The sequence below is a fragment of the Streptomyces sp. S3(2020) genome (genome assembly GCF_013044505.1).
Lineage (GTDB): Bacteria > Actinomycetota > Actinomycetes > Streptomycetales > Streptomycetaceae > Streptomyces.
This window is the reverse complement of record NZ_JABERD010000044.1, coordinates 36,930-57,336: the sequence shown is the minus strand read 5'-3', so window position 1 is coordinate 57,336 and position 20,407 is coordinate 36,930. Positions and strand designations below refer to the sequence as shown.

Sequence of the window (20,407 nt, the reverse complement as noted above, 5' to 3'; positions counted from 1 at the left end):
GTGTACCGTTCCTCCGCCGCCGTACGGGCCGGGAGGTCGGCCACGCCCGTCATGGACGCGACCGCGTCCAGCGGTGTCACCGCGAGGCGGCCGCGCCCCCGTGTCACCGCGGCCCGCCCGGCCCACCGCCTGCGTCGGCCCGGCCCCCGCAGGCCCGCGTGGGCCGCCCGTACCGTCTCCACGCTCATGCCGCCCCGCCCGTCGGCCGGGACAGTGCCAGCAGGTCGGTGTGGTGGACGACCACGTTCAGCTCGCCCGCCTCGCAGGCCTCCAGGCGGGCGCGGAGGTAGCGGTCGGCGCGCTCGCGCAGCTCCGGGCGCTGTTCCACCGCGGCGCCGACCCAGCCGCGCAGCCACTGGGCGGTCAGCGCGGACTCGGCGGGGCCCAGCTGCCAGGGGCTCGGGTTCAGCCGTACGGTCGCGCCGAGTTCGGAGAAGGCCTCGCAGGCCACCGTGATCGCGTCCGGGCCGAGCAGGCCCGAGCGGCGCTGGTGGGCGTTGAACGCCTCGGCGATCTCGGTGTCCATCGGGTCGGACGGGGTGAAGTCGACGCGGCCGGCCACGGAGAGCGTGAGCAGGGCCGGGCAGCCGGCGCCGGTGCAGGCAGCGGCGAGGGTCTCGATCTCCTCGCGGGTGAGGACGTCCAGGAGTGCGGAGGCCGTCACCAGGGACGCGCCCGCGAGGGCGTCCGGGGTCAGCCGGCCGACGTCACCGCGGCGGGTCTCGACGGTGACCCGGCTGCCGTCCGCGGCGACCCGCGGGGAGGCGACGGCCGCGAAGTGCAGGAGGTAGGGGTCGCGGTCGTGCAGCACCCAGTGCTGGGGGCCGTCGAGCCGGGGCGCGAGCCAGCGGCCCATCGACCCGGTGCCGCACCCGAGGTCGTGCACGACCACCCCGGCCTTGCCGGGCAGGTTGGCGAGCCGGATCCGCAACGGGTCGAGCAGATCGAGCGCCCGTGCGCCGGCGTCAGCGGGTTCCCGCAGCTCCAGCCACTCGGGCGCGTACCGGGGCTGTTCCTCGGGCCCGTCCTCGCGCAGCCGTACGGTGGGCCGCTCGCCGGGGCGGGCCGCGGGGCCGGCGCCGGGGATCACGGACTCCGTGCCGGCGTCGGCGGACTTCGAGGCCGCCGGGGTGTCCCCGGGCGTCAGGGACTCCGCCCCCGCCGCGGCCCGCGGTCCCGCCTGCGCCGGGATCCGTCCCCCGCGCTGCGCTGTCGTAGCCGTCTTCCTCATGCCGCCCTCCTGGGTTCGTTCGGCAGTCGGCCCAGTACTCCGGCCAGGCTGCGGGCCGTGGTCGCCCAGCCGTCCAGGGCGGCCCGCCGGCCCCGGGCAGCCGCCTTGAGACGGCGTCGTACGTCCGCCTCGCCGAACCAGCCGCGCAGCTCCGCGGCGAGGGCGGCGGGGTCCTCCGGCGGGACGAGGATGCCGGGCACACCGCCGTCGGGGGCGCGGCCGACCGCCTCGGGGAGCCCGCCGACGTCGGTGGCCAGCACCGGGATGCCGCGGGCGAGGGCCTCGGTGACCGCCATGCCGTAGGTCTCGGCGTAGGAGGTGAGGACCATCAGGTCGGCGGCCGCGTAGCTGGCGTCGAGTTCGGCGCCGGCCTGCGGTCCGGCCAGCGTCAGCCGGTGCTCCAGGCCGTACTTCGCGATCAGGGACCGCAGGTCGGCCACGTACTCGGGGTCCTGGCCGAGGCCGCCCACGCACACGCAGCTCCACGGCAGGTCCCGGACCGCCGCCAGTGCCTCCACCAGCCGGTGCTGTCCCTTGCGGGGTGTCACCGCGGCGACGCACAGCAGCCGTGAGAGGCCGTCGGTGCCGGAGGCGAGGGGGGCGATGTCGGCGCCGGGGGCGGCGACATGGACCCGGTCGGGGGCGAGGCCGTGATGGGAGACGAGACGGCGGACCGCCCAGTCGCTGGTGGCGACGACCGCGGGGACCGCGCGGAGCACCGCGCGCTCCTTGGCGTCCAGTTCGGCGGCCAGGGCCGGCTCCAGGCCGGTCTCGTCACCGAGCGGAAGGTGGACGAGGACCACGAGCCGCAGGCGTTCCGCCTCCGGTACGACGATCTCCGGTACACCGCAGGCGACCAGGCCGTCCATCAGGACCACCGTGTCGTCCGGCAGCCCCCGCAGCACACTCGCCAGTTCCGCACGGGCCGAGGCACCGGGCCGGGGCCACTCGCCCGCCACCGCGTGCTTGTGGACCTGCCAGCCGAAGCCCGGCAGGTCCAGGCTCACGCGCCGGTCATAGGCGTTGCCGCCGCTCGGCGCGGCCGGGTCGTCGACACCGCCAGGCAGGACGAAGTGCACGGAGCGCAAGGACATGGGGACGATGTCCGCGTTCTTGAGAGCGGAATGCTGCACGGGCACATAGCCCAGGGCCGGCTGCGGGGCCTTCTCCAGGGTCACGTCGGTCACAGCGCACGCTCGTAACTCGCCCACGCGACATGCGATTCGTGCAGGGTGACGGCGATCGCCGCGATGCCCCGGGCGCCCTCGCCGAGCGCGCCCTTCTCGATCCGCTCGGCGAGCCGGTCGGCGATGACCTTGGCCAGGAACTCCGTCGACGTGTTGATCCCGGCGAAGTCGGGTTCGTTGTCGAGGTTTCTGTAGTTCAGCTCGCTGACGACGGCTCCGAGTTCCTGCGTGGCCAGTCCGATGTCGACGACGATGTTGTCGTCGTCCAACTGCTCCCGCCGGAAGGTGGCGTCCACGAGGAACGTCGCTCCGTGCAGGCGCTGCGCGGGTCCGAAGACCTCGCCGCGGAAGCTGTGGGCGATCATGATGTGATCGCGGACGGTGACACTGAACAACGGACGACCCTCCAGGTGCGGCACGTCTGATCCCCCCGGCTGATCGCCGGCGGGGATGCCGGGTAGTACGGCTCTTCGCGTCCCCGCGTTCAGCCGTCTCTCACTCTTTTCTCAGGTCAGGCGCTCTTGCCGTACCTCACGCGGTGACAAAGAGCTGGAATTTCCCCGGAAGTGAGCCTGGGCATCACCCGCGGCAGCTCCTCGAACGCGCTTTCCCCCGTGACGAGTGCGTCGAGCGCCGGGTCGGCGAGGAGTTCGAGGGCGAGGGCGAGCCGGTCGGCGTAGGTGCGGCTGGAGCGGCGGGCCGGGGAGACGGTGCCGACCTGGCTGCTGCGGATGACGAGCCGCCGGGAGTGGAAGGCCTCGCCGAGCGGAAGGCTGACCTGCCGGTCGCCGTACCAGCTGAGTTCGAGGACCGTGCCCTCGGGCGTCAGCAGTTCCAGGGAGCGGGCCAGTCCCTGTTCGGTGGCGCTGGCGTGGACGACGAGGTCGCACTCCCCGAGGGCCTCCTGCGGCAGCGCGAAGTCGACGCCCAGGGCCTTGGCGACCCGCGCCCGCGCCGGGTCGGCGTCGACCAGCTGGACCCGTACGCCGGGGAAGCGGGCCAGCAGTGCGGCGACCGAGCAGCCGATCATGCCGCCGCCGACCACGGCGATCCGGTCGCCGACCAGCGGCGCCGCGTCCCAGAGGGCGTTGACGGCGGTCTCCAGGGTGCCGGCGAGGATCGCCCGTTCGGCGGGCACGTTCCCGGGCACCGGGGTCACGGCGGTCACCGGGACGACGTAGCGCGTCTGGTGCGGGTAGAGGCAGAAGACCGTACGGCCGACGAGGTCCGCCGGGCCCTCCTCGACCTCTCCGACGCTGAGGTAGCCGTACTTGACGGGGGCCGGGAAGTCGCCTTCCTGGAAGGGCGCCCGCATGGCCGCGTGTTGGCTCTCGGGGACCTGGCCGCGGAAGACGAGCGTCTCGGTGCCGCGGCTGACCCCGGAGTACAGGGCGCGGACCAGTACTTCCCCCTCGGAGGGAGCCGGGAGGGTGACCTCACGTATCTCACCTTCACCGGGGCTGTTGAGCCAGAAAGCACGCGCGGTGCGCTTCATCGGCATCCTCCTGAACGCTTGGGAAGTGGTTCACGTACCGAGGTGTGCACAGGTCGCGCACAGTACGCGGCGTTGATCGACTCTGTCACACGGCCGGAGGATGTTCGGTGGCCCTGAACAACACTTACGACGCAAGGCTGGTCCAGCAGGAGACCGCTGTGGGAGCGGGTGTACAGATCCTGTTGCTGGCTCTGCTCGGGACGGCGATCGGCATGGGACCGGCGGGCTGGCTGACCGGTCTCGTCTTCGCCGTCGCCACCTGGGCGGTGCTCTCCCGGGCCCTGCACCGCCACCGTCCGCGCTCCTTCGGCCCCGCCAACCGGGTGACGCTCGGCCGGGCCACCCTGGTCGGCGGGGTCACGGCCCTGGTCGCCGACTCCTTCCAGAGTTCGCCGCCGGTCACCCTCTTCGTCGGTCTGACGGCCGTGGCCCTGATCCTCGACGGTGTCGACGGCAAGGTCGCCCGCCGCACCGGCACCTCCACGCCGCTGGGCGCGCGCTTCGACATGGAGGTCGACGCGTTCCTGATCCTGGTGCTGAGCGTCTACGTGTCGATGACGCACGGCCCGTGGGTCCTGCTGATCGGCGGCATGCGCTACGCCTTCGTGGCCGCCGCCCGCGTCTGGCCGTGGCTGAACGCCCCCCTCCCGCCGAGCACGGCCCGCAAGACGGTGGCCGCCCTCCAGGGCGTGTTCCTCCTCCTGGCCGCCTCCGGCTTCCTGCCGTACGCCCTGGAGTTCGGGGTCGTCGCGACGGCGCTGGGCGCGCTGGTGTGGTCGTTCGGCCGGGACATCCTGTGGCTGATGCGTACCTCCCGGATCGAGGCGGTCCTGCTGGAGGACGTGCGCGAGCTCGTCGCCGGCTGACCCCTCAACACCCCAGCCATACACGGTAGATGCCCGCCCACCGACTTCTGGAGCAGGCTTCAGGGCCGGCGCGGCAGCAGTGCGATCGCCGTGGCCGGTACGGCGGCCAGCACCAGCCACGGCACGGCCGTCGGCAGCCCGCTGTCGAGGAGTGTGCCGGTCAGCGAGCTGCCGGCCAGCACGATCAGGCCGGAGACCGAGGACAGCGCGCCGGTGTAGAGGCCGAGCCGCCCCGCCTCGGCCAGGTCGGGAACCCAGGCGCGGGCGACGGGGGCGACGAGCATCTGCCCGAGGGTGAGCAGCACGACGAACCCGGCCGCGGGGAGCAGCCCCGCCGTCCCGGTCCAGCCGGCCGGGCGGGCGAGCGCCACGACGGCGAACCCGGCGGCGATGAGCAGCAGTCCGGCCTCCATCGAGCGGCGTGGTGCGAGCCGGTCCCCCGCCCAGCGGGTGACGGGCAGCTGGGCGGTCACCACCAGCAGCGAGGACAGGGCGAACAGCCAGGCCAGCGCCGACTGGGAGCCGGTGGCGCGCTCCACCTCGGCGGGCAGGGCGAGATAGAGCTGGTTGTAGGCGAGCAGATAGGCGCCGTACGCGCAGCACAGCGCGAGGAAGCGCCGGTTGCGCAGCAGCACCCGTGTCCCGCCCTTGAACCGCACCCGCTCCCGGCCCGGGATGTGCTGCGGCAGCAGCCACGCGTGCCCGGCGAGGACGAGGACGAAGATCCCGGCTCCGGCGAGACACACGCTCCGGAAGTCCACCGACAGCAACAGCGCGCCCAGCAGCGGCCCGACGAACGCGCCCGCCTGTCCGGCCACGGTGAACAGGGCGAGCACCCGGGTGCGCGATCCACCGTCCTCCTCCTCGTGGACGACGGCCTGCCGGGCCACCTCGGACTCGACCGCGGGGGAGAACAGCGCGGCGGCGAACCCGATCAGCAGCACGGCCCCGATGACCGCCCCGGTCGCCTCGGCGTACCCGAGCCAGACGAACCCGGCGATCCGCAGCGCGCATCCGGCGAGCACGATCGGCCGGATCCCGTACCGGTCGGCGAGCGCCCCGCCCACCACGAACAGCCCCTGCTGGCTGAAGGTCCGCAGCCCCAGCACGAAGCCGACCGTCCAGCCCGCCATGCCCACCGCCGTGCCGAGGTGCTCGGAGAGGAACGGCAGCACGGCGAAGAAGCCGATGTTGAAGGCGAGTTGGGTGAGGATCAGCAGGTGGAGGAGCGGCGGGAGGCGAGGGCGGTCCGGGTCCTTGCGCAGCGCGGTCGCGATCGCGCTCATCGGCTTCCCACCGATTCCCTTGTACGAGGCCGCTGTTCGGGTTCGGCGACGGGCGGGCGCTGTTTCCCGCGCGGCCGACGCACCCCTCCCGCCGCGGTCACCGCCAGTGCGCCGAGCAGGACGAGTGCGGCGGCCGGGGCGAGGACGGCCCAGGGGGCGCGCTCGGCGTAGGGCTGGTTCTCGGCGAGCAGCAGGCCCCACTCCGGGGACGGCGGCTGGGCGCCCAGGCCGAGGAAGGCGAGCGAGGCCAGGGCGAGGGCGATGCCCGGGAGCCGCAGCAGGGCGTGGCGGGTGACGGGCGGCAGGACGGCGGGCAGGAGTTCATGGCGCAGCAGGTGCCAGCGGCCGGCGCCCAGGCCGAGGGTGGCGGTGATGTGGAGGGCGGCGCGTTCCTGGCGGAGCAGTGCGGAGGTGTGGGCGGCCAGCGGTGCCCAGGCGACGGCGCCGACGGCGAGCGCGGGGGTGGCGGGGCCGCTGCCGGCGACGGCGGTGACGAGGAGGGCGACGAGGACCGGCGGCAGTGCGGTGACCGTGTCGACGAGCGGGCCGGACAGCCGGGGCAGCAGTCCGAGCAGGACGCCGACGGTCAGTGCGGCGGTGCCGATCGCGAGGGCGAGCAGCAGGGTTTCCAGGGCTCCGTGGCCGACGCGGGCGAGGACGTCGCGGCCGAGCGCGTCGGTGCCGAAGGGGTGTGCCGGGGACGGGGCGCGGAGGCGTTGCTGCGTGTCGAGGGCGAGCGGGTCGCGGGGCAGGCCGAGCGCGATGACGACCGCCAGCAGACCACCGTAGACAAAAGGCTGTACACCGCGGACCGTCGACCTGGGGCCGTGCAGCGACGGCAGCGCGCCGTCGCGCAGGGCCGTGCCGATGAGCAGGCGGGTGGCGAGGGCGGCGAGGCCCGCGAAGGCGGCGGCGAGGAGGACGAGGGCGAGGGTGCCGGCCTGGAGGACGGGGAGGTCCTGGGCGATCGCCGCCTGGAGGGTGGTGCGGCCGAGGCCGGGTATGTCGAAGATCTGCTCCACCGCGACGGCGCCGCCGGTGAGGCCGACCGCGAACAGGCCGGTGTTCGGCAGGAGTCCGGGCAGGCAGCGGCGCAGGGCCTGGCGGGCGATGACGCGGCCGGGCAGTCCGCGCGCGGCGGCGGCCAGCGCCCAGGGTTCGGCGAAGGCGCCGGGGAGCAGGTCGTCGAGGAGGCGGCCGAGCACGGCCCCGGCGGGCAGGCCGAGGGCGAGGGCGGGAAGGATCGTCCACTGCGGCCCGTACCAGCCGAGGGCGGGCAGCCAGCCGAGCTGGACGCCGACGACGGTGGCGAGCACGGACGCGGTGAGGAACTCGGGCAGCGCGGCGAGGACCGCGGACCCGCTGCCGCCGGCGCCACGGCCGCCGAGCCTGTGGTGTGCGCCGAGCCACAGGGTGCGGGCGCAGACCAGCGCGGCCGTGACGGCGGCGACCAGCAGGGCCACCGCCATCAACAGCAGGGACGCGCCCAGCGCTTGGAGCACGGCGGGGGTGACATCGCCGCCGGAGATCCACGACTGTCCCGCGTCGCCGCGCCACAGCCCGCTCACCCACCGGCCCAGCAGGTGGAACGGGCCGTCGTCCAGGCCCAGTTGGGCCCGGATGTCGGCGAGTACCCGCGGGTCGGGGTCGCGTTCGGCCGAGCGGGCCTTGAGCACGGTCAGCGCCGGGTCCGTGCGGGTGAGCCAGGGCAGCAGGCCGACGGCGCACACGAGGGCGGCGGCGATCCCGGCCCGCCACAGGAGCGTGGCCGCTTGCTGCCGCACGCGTCAGCGCCGGGTGCCGATGCCGACGAGGGTGCGCTCGTACGGGTCGAGGAGGGCGCCGGCGACGTCGGGGCCGACGCCGGTGATGACGCGCTGGTGGACCAGCGGGACGACGGCGTCGGTGCCGAGGATCTTCGCCTCGGCGGCCATGGCGGCGCCCTGGCGCTTCTCGGTGTCGGCGATGCCCTCGGCCTTCTTCACCGCCTTGTCGACGTCCTTGTCGCACAGCAGCGCCAGGTTGTAACTGCCGTCGCAGGTGAAGTCGCTGGCGAGGACCGAGACGGGGTCGCCGGTGTCGAGGAGGCTGTTGCGGGCGCCGACGAAGGCGTCGAACCTGCCCTGGAGCGCGTCGCTCTCCAGCCGCGAGTACTCGCGCACCTCCAGCTCGACCTCGAACCCGGCCTTCTCCAGCTGCTGCTTCAACACCTGGGCGACCTCGGGGAGTTCGGGCCGGTTGTCGTATGTGGCGAGGGTGATCTTCGCGCCCTCGGGGTCGGTGGCCTTCGCCCGGCCGGCCGGCTCGGTCCGCTTGCCCTCGGCCCAGGTCACGGCGGGTCCGTAGATGCCGGCACCGGCGTCGGCGTACCCCTCGTAGACGCCCTCGGCGAGCGCGGAGGTGTCCACGGCCCGCCGGGCGGCGGCCCGCAGGCCGGCGTCCTCGAAGGCACCGCTCTCGGTGTTGAGCAGCAGGCTGGTGGTGCGGGTCGTGGCGGTGGCCTTGCGCAGGCCCTTGTCGAGGGTGGCGGCCTGGGCGACGGGAATCGCCTCCGCGAGGTCGACCTGGTCGGTACGGAGCGCACTGGTGCGGGCGGTGCCGTCGGCGACGAACTTCACGTCGATGCCCGAGGCCTGGGCGCGCCCGCCCCAGTAGTCGTCGTAGCGGTCGAGGGTGGCCGCGGTGGCGCCCATGACCTTGGTGAGCTCGAAGGGGCCGGTGGCGTGGCCGACGGGGTCGACCCTGGTGCCGTAGGCCTTCGCGGAGAGGATGGCGAGGCTGGGGCTGGACAGTCGCAGGGGCAGCGCGGGGTCGGGGTCCTTCGTGGTGACCCGGACGCCGGTGGCGCCCTCGGCCTTCGCGGTGAGGGTCACGCCGGAGAGCGCGGCGGGGGCCGGCTCGGCGTCGGTGGCGTGGCTGAGGGCGGCGGCGACGGTGGCCGGGGTGACGTCGGTGCCGTCCTGGAAGGTGGCCTCGCGCAGGGTGAACAGCCAGGTGCGGTCGTTCTCGCGGGTCCAGGACGCGGCGAGCGCGGGGGCGGCGGCGCCGTTGGCGTCCAGGGCGGTCAGTCCCTCGGTGACGCCGAGACGGCTGAGGAGGGTGGCGTCGGCGCCGTACGGCGAGAGGTTCTCGGCGGGCGGGAAGGCGAGGGCGACCCGCAGCCGGGAGCCGTCACCGGCGTCGTCGGACGAGTCGCCGGTGCCGTCGGAGGCGAAGCAGCCGGTGAGGACGGGGGCGAGGAGGAGGGCGAGAAGGAAGCGCGGTCGGGTCATGCGGGTCATCGCCCCATCGGTATCTCGAAGTGCAGGACGCCGGACGCGCCCTCGGGGTCCTCGCGCTCGTCGTGCACGAGCTTGCCGAGCGACCGCCAGAAGGCCTCGGCGCCCGGGACGGCCGGGTCGGTGTGCAGATACACGGAGCGGTAGCCGCCCTCGGCGACGGCGAACGCCATCAGCTCCGCGACCAGCCGCCGGGCGAGGCCGCGCCTGCGGTGCTCGGGGCGGACGTAGATGCGGCGCAGCTGTGCGGTCTGGCCCGAGGGGTAGCGCTCGGCGACATGGCGCGGGTTCGGCGGGTGGGCCGGGCCACGGGAGTCCAGGGCGCCGGTGGCGACGACCTCGCCGCTCTCCGGGTCGAGCGCCACGAGGAGGGTGTGGCGCTCCGGGAGCAGGTAGGCGGCGGCCGGGTCGATGATGTCGCCGTGCCAGCGGGGCACGTAGCCGGAACCGAAGTCACGGTAGACGGTGTCGAGCATCACGGCTCGCGCACCTTCGAGGTCGTCCGGGCCCGCGGCCCTGATGCTGTATTCACGCACTTGCACATCATATGCATTAAGCGGAAGTGGTTGATCACCGGACGATTTGACAGTGATCAAGGGCACGCCCTACAACCTACCGACATGACATCCATTTTCAAAACGGCCTTAGCTGTCAGGGCGGGATGCTGATGCGCGTCGCCTTCGTCGGCAAGGGTGGCAGCGGCAAGACCACCCTGTCGGCACTCTTCTCCCGTCACCTCGCGCACTCCGGCGCCCGGGTGCTCGCCGTGGACGGGGACATCAACCAGCATCTGGCCGAGGCACTGGGCCATGACGGTGAACTGCCGGCCGCTCCCGCGCTGGGCGCGCACCTGAACGCAGTCAAGGACCTGCTGCGCGGCACCAACCCGCGTATCGCGTCCTCCGAGGCCATGATCAAGACCACTCCGCCGGGCCGCGGCTCCCGGCTGCTGACCCTGCTCGGTGACGACGGACTGCACGCCCGGCACGTCCGGCGGGTGGGCGACGTGCCGCTGATGGTGACCGGCGAGTTCGAGGAGAGCGACCTCGGGGTGGCCTGCTACCACTCCAAGCTCGGCGGGGTGGAGCTCTACCTCAACCATCTCGTCGACGGGCCCGGCGAGTACGTGGTGGTGGACATGACGGCGGGCGCGGACGCCTTCGCCTCCGGTCTCTTCACCCGCTTCGACCTCACGTTCCTGGTGGCGGAACCCACCCGCAAGGGCGTCTCGGTCTACCGCCAGTACCGCGATCACGCCCGTGAGTTCGGCATCCGGATCGCCGTCGTCGGCAACAAGGTGACCGGCGAGGACGATCTGCTCTTCCTCAAGGAGGAGGTGGGCGACGACCTGCTGACCCACCTGGTCCACTCACCGTTCGTCCGGGCCGCCGAACAGGGCCGGGAACAGGGCGACCAGAAGTCCCTGGAGTCCCTGGAGCCGCACAACCGGCACGCCCTGAACGTCCTGCGGGAGACCGTGGACGACTGCCCCCGCGACTGGGCGACGCTCCATCGGCACGCCGTCGAGTTCCATCTGCGCAACGCCCGGGCCTGGGCGGGCGAGGACCTGGCCTCCCAGGTCGACCCCGACTTCGTACCGGGCCCCGCGTCCCTCGCCTGACACACCCCTCACCCCCACCCCCGCTCAACGCACAGACAGGACAAGCACCTTCATGTCTCTCGACGTCTCCCCGAAGCTCCTCGCCGAAGCCGAGAACGGCGCCGTCCGCGAGGAGGACTTCGTGGACACCGTCCGCACGTCCCTCCCCTACGCCTACGACCTGATCGCCTCTCTCGCCGGCGAACTCCACGGCGGCAAGGCCGAGTTCACCGACAACCAGACGCCCCCGCCGTCCGAGAAGGAGCGCGGCCAGCTGCTGCGGGCCCTGGCCAGCGACGCCATCCGCGGCAGCCTGGAGCGGCACTTCGGGGTGGCCCTGGCCTTCCAGAACTGCCACCGGGTGGCGGCGTTCCGGCCGGGCGCGCAGGACAGCGAGACGTACGCGCGCTTCACCTCCACGCGCTCACAGATCCTGAATCAGTCGCCGGAGTTCAGGGACTGCTGAGCCGTCCGCCGCGCGGAACCGTCGCCCCCCGACGACGGTTCCGCGCGTGGTCGTGCGACAACGGTCTTGCGTGTGGTCATGAGTCGTGGTCATGAGGCGTGGTCCTTCCGGCCGATGAGCAGGTACCACGTCACGGATCCCGCGGCGGCGGGACAGTGGGTGCGCAGCTCGGTCAGTTCCTCCCGGCCGCAGTGCACCGCGCGGGCATGGAGTTCCGGGAGGTACGGCGGATCGTCGGCCCGCTCCAGCGACTCGCGGGCCTCCTCCTTGAGGACGGCGAGCAGCGCGGCCGCGGGCGCGTACGCGGGGTTGGTGCACAACGCGTGCCGGACCAGGCGTTCGATGTCGGCGAGTTGCTCGGTGCGCAGGGTACGCGGGGACCGGCGGGCGAGCCTGGCGAGCGCGAGCCGGTACTGGACCGGTGCCCGGGGGTGGCGTTCGGCGGCCGCGGCGAGGGCACGGGCGGCCCCGGGGTAGTCGCCGTCGGCGAGCGCGGCCTGTCCGCGCCGGTAGTCGGGGTCGGTGTCGAGCGGGTCGGGCAGTTCAGCCGACGGCATGGCCCGCCCCCGTGCCCGGCCGGCCGGGCGTCGGCGCCGCCAAAGTCGCTTCGCCGGCCGTCTTCGCCGTCACCATGCCGCGTTCGTCGGCGAACGTCATCCGGACCAACTCCGCCACGTTCCGTCCCCCTTCGGTCGGCCTCCACGCTAGACGGCGGGCGACGGAGGCAACCGCCGTACCGCGCAGGGTGATTCGCCACCGAGCGCACCTCGCGGGCGACGGGCTGCTGCTTCACTGGAAGCCGCCCCTGGGCAACGGGGAAAGGAGCCGCCCGATGGACGACGGGCACGCGGCAGGGCCGCCGCACATGCGGCAGGCCGAGGAGTTGCAGACGACCGTCTCGCGCTTTCTCGTCCCTCTCAGAGTGACCGCGCCCGACAGCCAGGCCTTCCGTGCCGTGGTCGAATCCGCCGGGACGACGCGGCTGAGCGCCGGGCGGGTGCGCTGCACCCCGCACAGTGTGCTGCGCGAGTCGCGGTCCATGTCCTCCACCGATCCCGACCTGTTCAAGGTCACCCTGCACCGGCGCGGCAGCGCGTGGGCGAGCCAGGGCGGCCGGCAGCGTCAGGTGCGCAGCGGTGACCTGCTGGCCCTGGACACCACCCGCCCCTACACCCTCGCCCTTCCCGACCCGTGCGATGTCGTGGTCGTCGGTCTGCCCCGGGGGCTGCTCGGCCCGCACGCGAAGACGCTGGCCCGCCGCAGCGGGGAGCCGGTGCCCACCGACGCCGGGATGGGCGCCGTGTGCGCCGCGTTGCTGACCGGGCTCGGCGACCATGTCGACGCGCTCGGCGCACCGCACTCGGAGTATCTGCTCGACGCCGTGACCGGTCTGCTGATCAGCACGCTGGCCGGTGTTCCCGCGGAACGCGTCGAGAGCGGGTCCGCCGCCGTCGTCGACCGGATCATCGCCTACACCCTGGCCAATCTCCACGACCCCGACCTGTGTGCGGCGGGCGTGGCCGCCCGGCACGGCATCTCCCCCCGATGGCTGCACCAGTTGTTCAAGGGCCGCGAGCGGACGTTCACCGCCTGGGTGCGCCACGAGCGGCTGAAGCGGATCCGCCGCGACCTGATGGATCCGGCGCTCGCGCACCGGACGGTCGCCGCCGTGGCGGCCGACCGGGGTCTGGTGGACCCCACTCATCTGGCCCGGGCGCTGCGGGACGAGTTCGGCTGCACGGCGGCCGAGTTGCGCCGGGCGGCGCAGACAGGGCGGTAGCCGAGGGAGGTCAATGGTCGTCAGCCCGGTCTCCCGCTCTCGATCTGCGTGAGGATGGACGGGTCGGTGATCTCGTTGTCGGCGGCGAGCAGCAGGGCCTTGCTGAGGATCACGGTGAGCCGGTCGTCCTCGAACGGCAGGAAGACCTTGCCGCCCGCCCCGGCACGCGAAGCGACGATGCACAGATAGGAGTTGTCCGGCTCCATCAGGATGTTCGCCGAGCCGACATGGATCCGGTACGTCCGCAGGTCGCCCCGGACCACCAGGAAGCGGCCGTCGAGCGTGCACCGGTCGGCGATCTTCAGTCGCGGCAGGATCCGTGCGAGGGCGTCACGGCGGGCCTCGGCGCTCTCGCTCAGCTCCGCGAAGGCGGCCCGTTCCCAGTAGGCGCGGGCCGGTCCCTGCTCGGTCCAGTCGGGGTCGGCGGCGATCGAGGTCACGCCGACGAAGAGGTCCACGTCGCGCATCGCCTCGCTGAACACCAGCGGCGGCACCTCCGCGAGGGGTGCCTCCCGCCAGGCGCCGGCCGCCCGGCGCTCGAAGCGGACCCGGTCGGTCGAGGCCACCTCGTCGCCGTCCACCCCGTCCGCGTAGGTGTGGGCGAAGGAGGCCCGCCACTCCCCCACGCCCAGGGTGCGCAGAGCCGCGTCCCCGTCCCCGGCGTCCCAGGGTCCGAGCAGTCGGCTCGTCCAGCCCCTGGCCCGGAACAGCGCGAACATCCGGCGGTAGTGCACGAGATGGGCGGCGAAGCGGAGGGAGTGGACGCGGGTCTCCTCCTCCGCCGGGGTGAGCCGGTAGATCTCCCGGAACGCCTGCTTGAACGGCTGTCGCAGTTGCCCGTCGACGAGACGGCCCCGCCAGGCCCGTACGGTGTCGGCGTCGGAGCGGATCGGGTGCCACAGCCGTACCGAGGCGTCGTCGGGCGCGTCGGGGAGGTCCTCGGCCGCCGGCAGGACCGCCCGCCACCGTCCGGGCGCGACCTCGATCTCCCAGATCAGCCGGCGTACGACGGACCGGGCGAGCGGATGCCCGGCCAGCTCCGCGCGCCACCAGCCGTACGGGTGGACGGCGTCGACGGTGAAACCGCCCTCCAGCGCCCGGGCGAGGGTGCCGAGTTGGATGTCCACCCGTTTCACCAGGCCGCGCAGTTCCTTGAGCAGGCCGGCGTGGTCGCGGCGCACGGGTGCGGGGACGTTCTTCAGGGGGCGGCCGTCCTTCTCCCAGGTCAGCCCGACGGTCTCGGTGACCGTCACGACGGCCGTGTACCCGTCGCCCGCCTCCCTGCGCAGGACACCGTCGTCGTCGAACCCGTCCCTCGACAGCCGCAGCGCCACCTCGGTCCGCTCGGCCAGGGCCGGCTCGACCTTCTTGAGCAGCCTGTCGAGCTGTCTGGGGATTCCGGCGTGCCGGGTGACCGAGCGCGCGGTGCGGATCGCGGTGACCAGCTCAGGCGTCGGGAAGTCCCGGGCGGCGCGGACCAGTTCGTACAGCAGGGCCTGCGAGGGGACGGTCCTGGCGGCCGTCGGGGCGACGGCGATGCCGGGCAGCAGCCGCTCGACGAGGTCCGGCAGCCAGGGCTCGTCCCGCAGCAGCGCCACCCGCGCGGCCTGTCCGAGGATGTCGACCTCACGGGGCGTGAACGCCTTGTCGGCCCGGTAGGGGAGCTCGCCGCGCTGGAGGGCGTCGGCACGGTCGGCGGCCGCCTCCAGCGCCCGGCGGGCGAAGGCGACGTAGGCCGGGATGCGGGCGATCCCGCGCCACACGTCCGGGGCGTTCGGCTCCGGCGCGTAGGTGTGGACCTCGTCAGCCTCGGCGAGCACGGCCCGTTCGACAGGCGTGAGGTCGATGACGACGTCGATCTCGTCCACGACGATGGCCCCTGCGTCGCTCCGAAGACGGTCCGCGGCCGTGCGCAGTGTCTCGTCGCCCGCGAGTCCCGCCACCGCGAGCAGCGCGTACGGGTGAGGGACCCGGTCCTCCTCCAGATACAGCTCGGTCAGGGCACGGGCGGGGCCGGAGAGTTCGGGCCACGGGCCCGTGCAACGCCGCAACGCGTCCAGCGCCGGCAACGGACCCACCTGTCCCCGCCGCGCGACGAGCGACTCGAACATCCGACGGCACGCTTCCGGCGTGAAACGCGGCTCCCGCTCCCTGACCGCATGGCAGACCGTGACGGCCACCTGCCGCATCACGACCGGAGCCTCGGCGCCGACGGCCTGAGCCGCCGGGAGCAACTCGCCCAACTCCTCGTCGGACAGCCCCGACAGATCACCGGCCCGGACGTCGATCGTGAAGCCGGGCTCGGTCAACGCGCGGACCAGGTCGTCGTAGAGCATGTCGAGGATCATGGCAGGCGGCACTGACATGCAACCGACTCTCGGTCTCGCCCCGGAGGATCCAGGGCCACCATGCATCGCCTCCCCCTCCTCTCCTCAACCTGCCGCCGTGAGGTCCGAGTCCACGATGCGCCGGTCGCCGTGCCGCCTGCGTTGCGCTGAAGTGATGGGCTCGCCCGCATTGGTGCCAGACGTGAACCTCTGCGCCATACAGAGGGATGGACAGAGCGCTTCCTCTCCGTCACCATCAGTTACGCGCGTTGCATTTGACGGACTGACATGCATGTGGCATGCCCCGAGGAGGGACAACCGGGGCGCATCAGACCCCGGGGGGATTCATGCCTGAGGACTCGTATGGCTGGTTACGCGACGCAGTGTCGGAATTCGGCCGACAGTGCCGTCAGAAACTGGCCGGTGGGGGCGGCCCGGAATCGTCGATACGCTCCCCTCTCGAAGGGTTGCTCAGGGCTGTGGGCGAACGCCATCAGTTTCGAGAGATCTCGTGGCACGACGAATATCGCATCCCTGAGCTGGGTGTTCGCCCCGACTATGCAGTCCGGTCCGGGCACGACATCACCGGGTACATCGAGCTTAAGAAACCCGGACTGTCGGTGGATCCGGAAACATTCTCGAAGCACAATCGCGAGCAGTGGGAGAAGCTGCGAGACCTGCCCAACCTCCTGTATTCCAACGGTACCGAGTGGCGTCTGTTCCGCCACGGCGAACAGCTCGGCGAGACTGTCTTCTTCCACGGAGCGCTCAAGAGCGCCGGCGAGAAGTTGTCAGCCGTCAGTCCGGCCTCATTCGACGCACTGCTGAAGCAGTTCCTGCGCTGGACCCCGCCAAAGATCACCCAAGTCGCCCGTCTCGTCCACCACATCGCGCCGCTGTGCCGACTGCTGCGCTCCACCGTCCTGGAGCAACTGGACTTCGAGGCACGCTCGTCAGCTCCCGACGACGACGTACGCGCCCGACCGTTCACCGGCCTCAAGAACGACTGGAGGCGGTTGCTCTTTCCCACCGCCGACGACGCCACGTTCGCCGACGGATACGCGCAGACGATCACCTTCGCACTCCTGCTGGCGCGTACCGAGGGCATCCCGCTCGAAGCGAACTCCTTCCACGAGATCGGCCGCCTGCTCGACGCCGACCACGGGCTGATGGGCAAGGCTCTCCAACTGCTCACGGACAACATCAACGAACGCTTCACCGTCACACTGGACCTGCTGACCCGGACCATCGCCGAAGTGCGGTGGGACGTCATCCGAGCAGGGAACCGGGACGCGTACCTTCACCTCTACGAGCATTTCCTCACCGTCTACGATCCATCGCTGCGGCAACAGAGCGGCTCGTACTACACGCCACTCGAGATCGTGGAGGAGATGGTCCGCCTCGCCGAAGAGGTCGTACGGACCCGGCTCGGCCAGGAGGAGGGATTCGGCGCGGACGAGGTGAAGATCGTCGATCCCGCCATGGGAACGGGCACGTTCCTCCACACCATCATCGAGCGGGTGGCCGAGCAGGCGACGGACCGCCACGGCCCGGCCATGGCCCGCGACGCCATCTCCCGGCTGGCCTCGCGGCTGTTCGGCTTCGAACTCCAGACGGGCCCGTTCGCGGTCGCCGAGCTCCGTGCCTCCGACATGCTCAAACGGTACGGCGCGCCGCTGCCTCGGAACGGGCTGAGCTTCTTCGTCACGGACACCCTGGACAACCCCTTCGTGGAAGAGGAGCACCTGGCCTCCACCTACGGAGCCCTCTCCGACTCCCGCAGGCGCGCCAACCAGATCAAGGCCCGCACACCGGTCACTGCCGTCGTCACCAACCCGCCTTACGACGACAAGGCAGAGGGCCGCGGCGGCTGGGTGGAGAAGCGTCCTGCGGGCAAGGAACCACCGGTCCTCGATGCGTTCCGCTACCCGGACAACGGACGTCACGAGCACATGCTCAAAAACATGTACGTGTACTTCTGGCGCTGGGCCACCTGGAAAGTCTTCGATGCTCATCCGGAGGACCAACACGGCGTGGTCTGCCTCATCACCCCGTCAGGGTGGGCAACCGGGCCCGGTGGGCGCGGCATGCGCAACTATCTTCGCCGTACGTGCGACGAGGGATGGATCATCAATCTCTCGCCCGAGGGACAGCGTGCGCCGGTCCCGAGTCGGGTCTTCCCGGGAGTCGCGCAACCGCTGGCGATCCATATCTTCGTCCGCCGGGCGGACATGGTGCGTGGGCCACATCATCAGGCCCATGTGCACTACCGGGAAGTAACTGGTCGGCGGGAGGACAAATTCCGTCAGCTCAGGGGCATCGGCCTCGATGACGACGATTGGCGGGACACGCACGCCGAAGGCCCTCGTCCCTTCACGCCGGCCAGCCGCTCGGGCTGGGAGGAGTTCCCCGAACTCGGCGACTTGTTCCCCTGGAGCAGCCTCGGCATCACGTCGAACCGCTCCTGGGTCAGCTCCCCTTCAGTCGAGACTCTGCGCCGCAGATGGGCCCGGCTGATCCGAGAGACCGACCAAGTGGAGAAGGGCAACCTGTTCAAGGAAACCCGCGACCGGACGCTGGCATACAGCAGGCAGCCGCTGCCAGCGCACTCGGGCTCCCCACTTTCCATCGGTCAGGAGACCATCACCACGCCGGCACTTATACGCGTCGGGCTGCGTAGTTTCGATCGCCAGTACCTCATCGCCGACAATCGCGTGCTCGACTACCCCAGGCCCAGCCTTTGGGCCTCTCTTCAGCCCGGCCAGGTCTTCCTCAACCAGCAGTCATCCCATGCCATCGACTCGGGCGCCGCCGTGGTCGCGACCCATCTGCTCCCGGATACCCACCACTTCAACGGCCGAGGCGGACGAGTCCTGCCGATCCTCCATCCTGACGGCTCTGCCAACACCCCCACCGGCCTGTTGCCTCATCTTGCGCATGTCCTGGGAGTAGAGCGCGTCACGGTGGCAGATCTTGCTGCCTACACGATCGCGCTAGCCGGCCACAGGGCCTTCACCGAGCGCTTCACCGAGGAACTCCTCACTCCTGGCGTCCGCGTCCCCCTCACGCGGGAACGAGCGCTCTGGGAAAAGGGCGTCTCCCTCGGCCGCAAAGTCCTGTGGGCCTCCACGTACGGCGAGCGCTGCGCTGAGCCGTCGGCGGGACGCCCTCCTCGGAACGTGGAATTCCCATCCGGCGAACCCGGTCAGGTCAAGTACCTGAGCCACATCGGCATCGGGCTCCCCGACCGCATGCGTTATGAGGCGGAGACCCAAACCCTTCACATCGGTGAGGCACGCTTCGCTCCGGTGCCCCAGGCCGTCTGGCGATACGACGTCGGCGGCATGGGCGTCCTCAACAAGTAGTTCGGCTACCGCAAGGCATCCCCGACCAGTAAGAAGACCAGTCCACTGGACGACATCCACGTCGACAGCTGGCCGCACGAGTGGACGACCGAGCTGATCGAGCTGCTCTCCGTCCTGCGCCGCCTCACCGACCTGGCACCCGCGCAGAGCGAGTTGCTCACCGATGTTCTGAGCGGCAGCGTCGTGACGGTGACGGACCTGACCACTGCCGGGGTTCTTCCCATCGCTCCCGGAGCACGGAAAGCCCGACATCGTGAGGAGGGCACCTTGTTCAGCACCGGCACTGACAACGGCTGATCTGCCTCAGACGTTCCTGGCGACCTCGGCCAACGCCTCGGCGAACGAGACATTGCCCTGCACCAATCGACGCACCGTACGGCAGAACTGCGGGTCTACGTTCTCCGCCGCTTCAGCGAGCAGCACCACGGCGGCCAGCCGCTCCTCGGCGGCCTCGTACACTGCCCGGTAGTGGACCGCCGCCCCCAGTCGGGTCATCGCGAGCGAACCCTGCTCCTGGGCAACCAGCCCGAGGAAGATCAGCTCTGGCACGTCCAACTCGAGATCTTCCGGGTCCAATCCCCGTGCAGTCCATTCCAGTTGCGCGTCTTCCTGCGTTGCGGGATCAGGCAGCGAGCTGAGCACCGTCTCGGCCAGAAGCCGGTACTGGGAACTGCTGAGCTCGAAGTGCGGCAGCGGCATGAAGTCATGCCTAGCACACAGCTCGGACAAGACTCACCGCGTGGAACTGGCAGAGGCTCTGCCTGATCATCACTCGCCGACGTGACGTCTGTGTCCTGTCACTCGGCCGGGCGAGGAAGGCGTTCGCCTTGGAGGGGTCGCCTCTCAGCCTCCATGGACTGAGTCCGCGCTACGAGGGACGAAGTGCCGCCCTGACCAATTGACGAGGTGCCCCCGATCGCTCGCAGATCCGTGCCGTATGCGCGGACATCGAACGGTGCCGCGAGGTCTCCGACCGGGTTCTCGGCGCTCCAGCGGCGCCGGATACCTCCGCCACCGCGGACAAGTACCGTCGCAAGCCGACACAGCTCACGCTCACGACGGGTTACCCCATGGAGGCCGACGCCCTGTGGGGCTGGCTCGCCAAGGACGAGAAGCGGTCGCGAGCCACGTGGGTACCGCACCGCATCAAGCCGGTTCTCTGGGCCGCCGATGGCAAGCAGTACTCGCCTTCCGGGCTGATCTCCCTCATCTGGAAGGTCGCACAATGGGAGAAGCGGCCCGTCGCCGACCAGGGCACGGCACGGCGGGCGCCCACCTCGGGCAAGACCCTCGCCGACCTTGCGTGGCGGGTTCTCGACGAACTCGAATAGCCGGACGAAGGTGTGGAGAGCATCGAAGGCGTCTGGCAGGAGGCGGACGAAGCGTGCGAGCGGCGCGGGCGCGGCAGCGCGTTGGCCATGTCGAAACGACCGTTGGTATGGCGGACCATCCAGGATTCACGGAACGGATGGGCGCCGACGGTCTGCGCACCTGCCTCGACACATGCGCGAAGACCTGCACCCGGC

19 protein-coding genes are annotated in these 20,407 nt (G+C 71.6%); 6 read left to right on the top strand and 13 right to left on the bottom strand.

Going from position 1 to position 20,407, the window contains the following annotated elements; translation table 11 throughout:
- From HLK59_RS16860 to HLK59_RS16840, 5 genes are all read right to left on the bottom strand, one after another.
- On the bottom strand, positions 1-188 hold a 188-nt coding region (locus HLK59_RS16860), incomplete at its 3' end, for a hypothetical protein (protein WP_206327216.1).
- Entirely contained in the window at positions 185-1,231 is a 1,047-nt protein-coding gene (locus tag HLK59_RS16855; RefSeq protein WP_171142243.1) for a class I SAM-dependent methyltransferase, read from the bottom strand. The genes HLK59_RS16860 and HLK59_RS16855, both read right to left, overlap by 4 nt.
- Positions 1,228-2,418, bottom strand: a complete 1,191-nt coding sequence (locus HLK59_RS16850; protein WP_171142242.1) for a glycosyltransferase family 4 protein — start codon at positions 2,416-2,418, stop codon at positions 1,228-1,230. Before HLK59_RS16850 ends, HLK59_RS16855 begins: the two co-directional genes overlap by 4 nt.
- Positions 2,415-2,813 carry a 6-carboxytetrahydropterin synthase gene (locus tag HLK59_RS16845; protein WP_171142241.1) on the bottom strand — a complete coding sequence of 133 codons (399 nt, stop codon included), beginning with the start codon at positions 2,811-2,813 and terminating at the stop codon, positions 2,415-2,417. The genes HLK59_RS16850 and HLK59_RS16845 overlap by 4 nt, the downstream gene beginning before the upstream one ends.
- A gap of 116 nt (positions 2,814-2,929) precedes the next feature.
- The gene (locus HLK59_RS16840; protein WP_171142240.1) at positions 2,930-3,913 is read right to left on the bottom strand and encodes an FAD-dependent oxidoreductase; all 984 of its coding nucleotides are present in this window, start codon (positions 3,911-3,913) and stop codon (positions 2,930-2,932) included.
- Positions 3,914-4,020: 107 nt separating this feature from the next.
- Between HLK59_RS16840 and HLK59_RS16835 the strand changes: the two genes are divergently transcribed.
- Positions 4,021-4,779: a CDP-alcohol phosphatidyltransferase family protein gene (locus HLK59_RS16835; protein ID WP_171142239.1), complete on the top strand. Its 759-nt coding sequence runs from the start codon at positions 4,021-4,023 to the stop codon at positions 4,777-4,779.
- Between the two features lie 59 nt (positions 4,780-4,838).
- Here the strand turns inward: HLK59_RS16835 and HLK59_RS16830 are convergent, their stop codons facing one another.
- From HLK59_RS16830 to HLK59_RS16815, 4 genes are read right to left on the bottom strand one after another with little or no spacing between them, the layout of a single operon-like run.
- On the bottom strand, positions 4,839-6,065 hold the full coding sequence (locus HLK59_RS16830; protein WP_171142238.1) for an MFS transporter: 1,227 nt from the start codon (positions 6,063-6,065) through the stop codon (positions 4,839-4,841).
- Positions 6,062-7,849 carry an ABC transporter permease subunit gene (locus tag HLK59_RS16825; RefSeq protein ID WP_171142237.1) on the bottom strand — a complete coding sequence of 596 codons (1,788 nt, stop codon included), beginning with the start codon at positions 7,847-7,849 and terminating at the stop codon, positions 6,062-6,064. The genes HLK59_RS16830 and HLK59_RS16825 overlap by 4 nt, the downstream gene beginning before the upstream one ends.
- A gap of 3 nt (positions 7,850-7,852) precedes the next feature.
- Complete coding sequence (locus tag HLK59_RS16820) at positions 7,853-9,346, bottom strand: ABC transporter substrate-binding protein (RefSeq protein ID WP_240982455.1); 1,494 nt, start codon at positions 9,344-9,346, stop codon at positions 7,853-7,855.
- A complete protein-coding gene (locus HLK59_RS16815) occupies positions 9,343-9,879 on the bottom strand; it encodes a GNAT family N-acetyltransferase (protein ID WP_171142236.1) in 537 nt (178 codons plus the stop codon). Before HLK59_RS16815 ends, HLK59_RS16820 begins: the two co-directional genes overlap by 4 nt.
- A gap of 131 nt (positions 9,880-10,010) precedes the next feature.
- Here HLK59_RS16815 and HLK59_RS16810 point away from each other — a divergent pair, with 131 nt between their 5' ends.
- Both HLK59_RS16810 and HLK59_RS16805 read left to right on the top strand, forming a co-directional pair.
- Positions 10,011-10,964: an AAA family ATPase gene (locus tag HLK59_RS16810; RefSeq protein ID WP_171142235.1), complete on the top strand. Its 954-nt coding sequence runs from the start codon at positions 10,011-10,013 to the stop codon at positions 10,962-10,964.
- Between the two features lie 52 nt (positions 10,965-11,016).
- Positions 11,017-11,409, top strand: coding sequence for an SCO5389 family protein (locus tag HLK59_RS16805; protein WP_171142234.1), 393 nt, complete (start codon positions 11,017-11,019; stop codon positions 11,407-11,409).
- An 89-nt stretch (positions 11,410-11,498) separates the two neighbouring features.
- Here HLK59_RS16805 and HLK59_RS16800 read toward each other — a convergent pair whose 3' ends face one another.
- Both HLK59_RS16800 and HLK59_RS51980 read right to left on the bottom strand, forming a co-directional pair.
- Positions 11,499-11,966 (bottom strand): hypothetical protein, encoded by a 468-nt coding sequence (locus HLK59_RS16800; protein WP_171142233.1) that lies wholly within the window; start codon positions 11,964-11,966, stop codon positions 11,499-11,501.
- On the bottom strand, positions 11,953-12,084 hold the full coding sequence (locus HLK59_RS51980; protein ID WP_277349489.1) for a hypothetical protein: 132 nt from the start codon (positions 12,082-12,084) through the stop codon (positions 11,953-11,955). The genes HLK59_RS16800 and HLK59_RS51980 overlap by 14 nt, the downstream gene beginning before the upstream one ends.
- 157 nt (positions 12,085-12,241) lie before the next feature.
- Between HLK59_RS51980 and HLK59_RS16795 the strand changes: the two genes are divergently transcribed.
- A complete protein-coding gene (locus HLK59_RS16795; RefSeq protein WP_171142232.1) occupies positions 12,242-13,189 on the top strand; it encodes a helix-turn-helix domain-containing protein in 948 nt (315 codons plus the stop codon).
- A 20-nt stretch (positions 13,190-13,209) separates the two neighbouring features.
- Here the strand turns inward: HLK59_RS16795 and HLK59_RS16790 are convergent, their stop codons facing one another.
- The gene (locus HLK59_RS16790) at positions 13,210-15,555 is read right to left on the bottom strand and encodes a DUF4132 domain-containing protein (RefSeq protein WP_171142231.1); all 2,346 of its coding nucleotides are present in this window, start codon (positions 15,553-15,555) and stop codon (positions 13,210-13,212) included.
- Between the two features lie 308 nt (positions 15,556-15,863).
- Here HLK59_RS16790 and HLK59_RS16785 point away from each other — a divergent pair, with 308 nt between their 5' ends.
- Entirely contained in the window at positions 15,864-18,881 is a 3,018-nt protein-coding gene (locus HLK59_RS16785; protein WP_240982454.1) for a type ISP restriction/modification enzyme, read from the top strand.
- A 303-nt stretch (positions 18,882-19,184) separates the two neighbouring features.
- Here the strand turns inward: HLK59_RS16785 and HLK59_RS16780 are convergent, their stop codons facing one another.
- Positions 19,185-19,580 (bottom strand): hypothetical protein, encoded by a 396-nt coding sequence (locus HLK59_RS16780; protein WP_171142230.1) that lies wholly within the window; start codon positions 19,578-19,580, stop codon positions 19,185-19,187.
- Between the two features lie 371 nt (positions 19,581-19,951).
- On the opposite strand from HLK59_RS16780, the gene HLK59_RS16775 reads away from it, so the two are divergent.
- A complete protein-coding gene (locus HLK59_RS16775; protein WP_171142229.1) occupies positions 19,952-20,212 on the top strand; it encodes a hypothetical protein in 261 nt (86 codons plus the stop codon).
- Positions 20,213-20,407: the final 195 nt, after the last annotated feature.

Bases quoted from the DNA above. Each gene is read 5' to 3' on its own strand.
- HLK59_RS16800 (WP_171142233.1), bottom strand. From the start codon at position 11,966: ATGCCGTCGGCTGAACTGCCCGACCCGCTCGACACCGACCCCGACTAC.
- HLK59_RS16780 (WP_171142230.1), bottom strand. From the start codon at position 19,580: ATGCCGCTGCCGCACTTCGAGCTCAGCAGTTCCCAGTACCGGCTTCTG.
- HLK59_RS16830 (WP_171142238.1), bottom strand. From the start codon at position 6,065: ATGAGCGCGATCGCGACCGCGCTGCGCAAGGACCCGGACCGCCCTCGC.
- HLK59_RS16795 (WP_171142232.1), top strand. From the start codon at position 12,242: ATGGACGACGGGCACGCGGCAGGGCCGCCGCACATGCGGCAGGCCGAG.
- HLK59_RS16775 (WP_171142229.1), top strand. From the start codon at position 19,952: ATGGAGGCCGACGCCCTGTGGGGCTGGCTCGCCAAGGACGAGAAGCGG.
- HLK59_RS16840 (WP_171142240.1), bottom strand. From the start codon at position 3,913: ATGAAGCGCACCGCGCGTGCTTTCTGGCTCAACAGCCCCGGTGAAGGT.
- HLK59_RS16805 (WP_171142234.1), top strand. From the start codon at position 11,017: ATGTCTCTCGACGTCTCCCCGAAGCTCCTCGCCGAAGCCGAGAACGGC.
- HLK59_RS16785 (WP_240982454.1), top strand. From the start codon at position 15,864: ATGCCTGAGGACTCGTATGGCTGGTTACGCGACGCAGTGTCGGAATTC.
- HLK59_RS16855 (WP_171142243.1), bottom strand. From the start codon at position 1,231: ATGAGGAAGACGGCTACGACAGCGCAGCGCGGGGGACGGATCCCGGCG.
- HLK59_RS16810 (WP_171142235.1), top strand. From the start codon at position 10,011: ATGCGCGTCGCCTTCGTCGGCAAGGGTGGCAGCGGCAAGACCACCCTG.
- HLK59_RS16820 (WP_240982455.1), bottom strand. From the start codon at position 9,346: ATGACCCGCATGACCCGACCGCGCTTCCTTCTCGCCCTCCTCCTCGCC.
- HLK59_RS16790 (WP_171142231.1), bottom strand. From the start codon at position 15,555: ATGTCAGTGCCGCCTGCCATGATCCTCGACATGCTCTACGACGACCTG.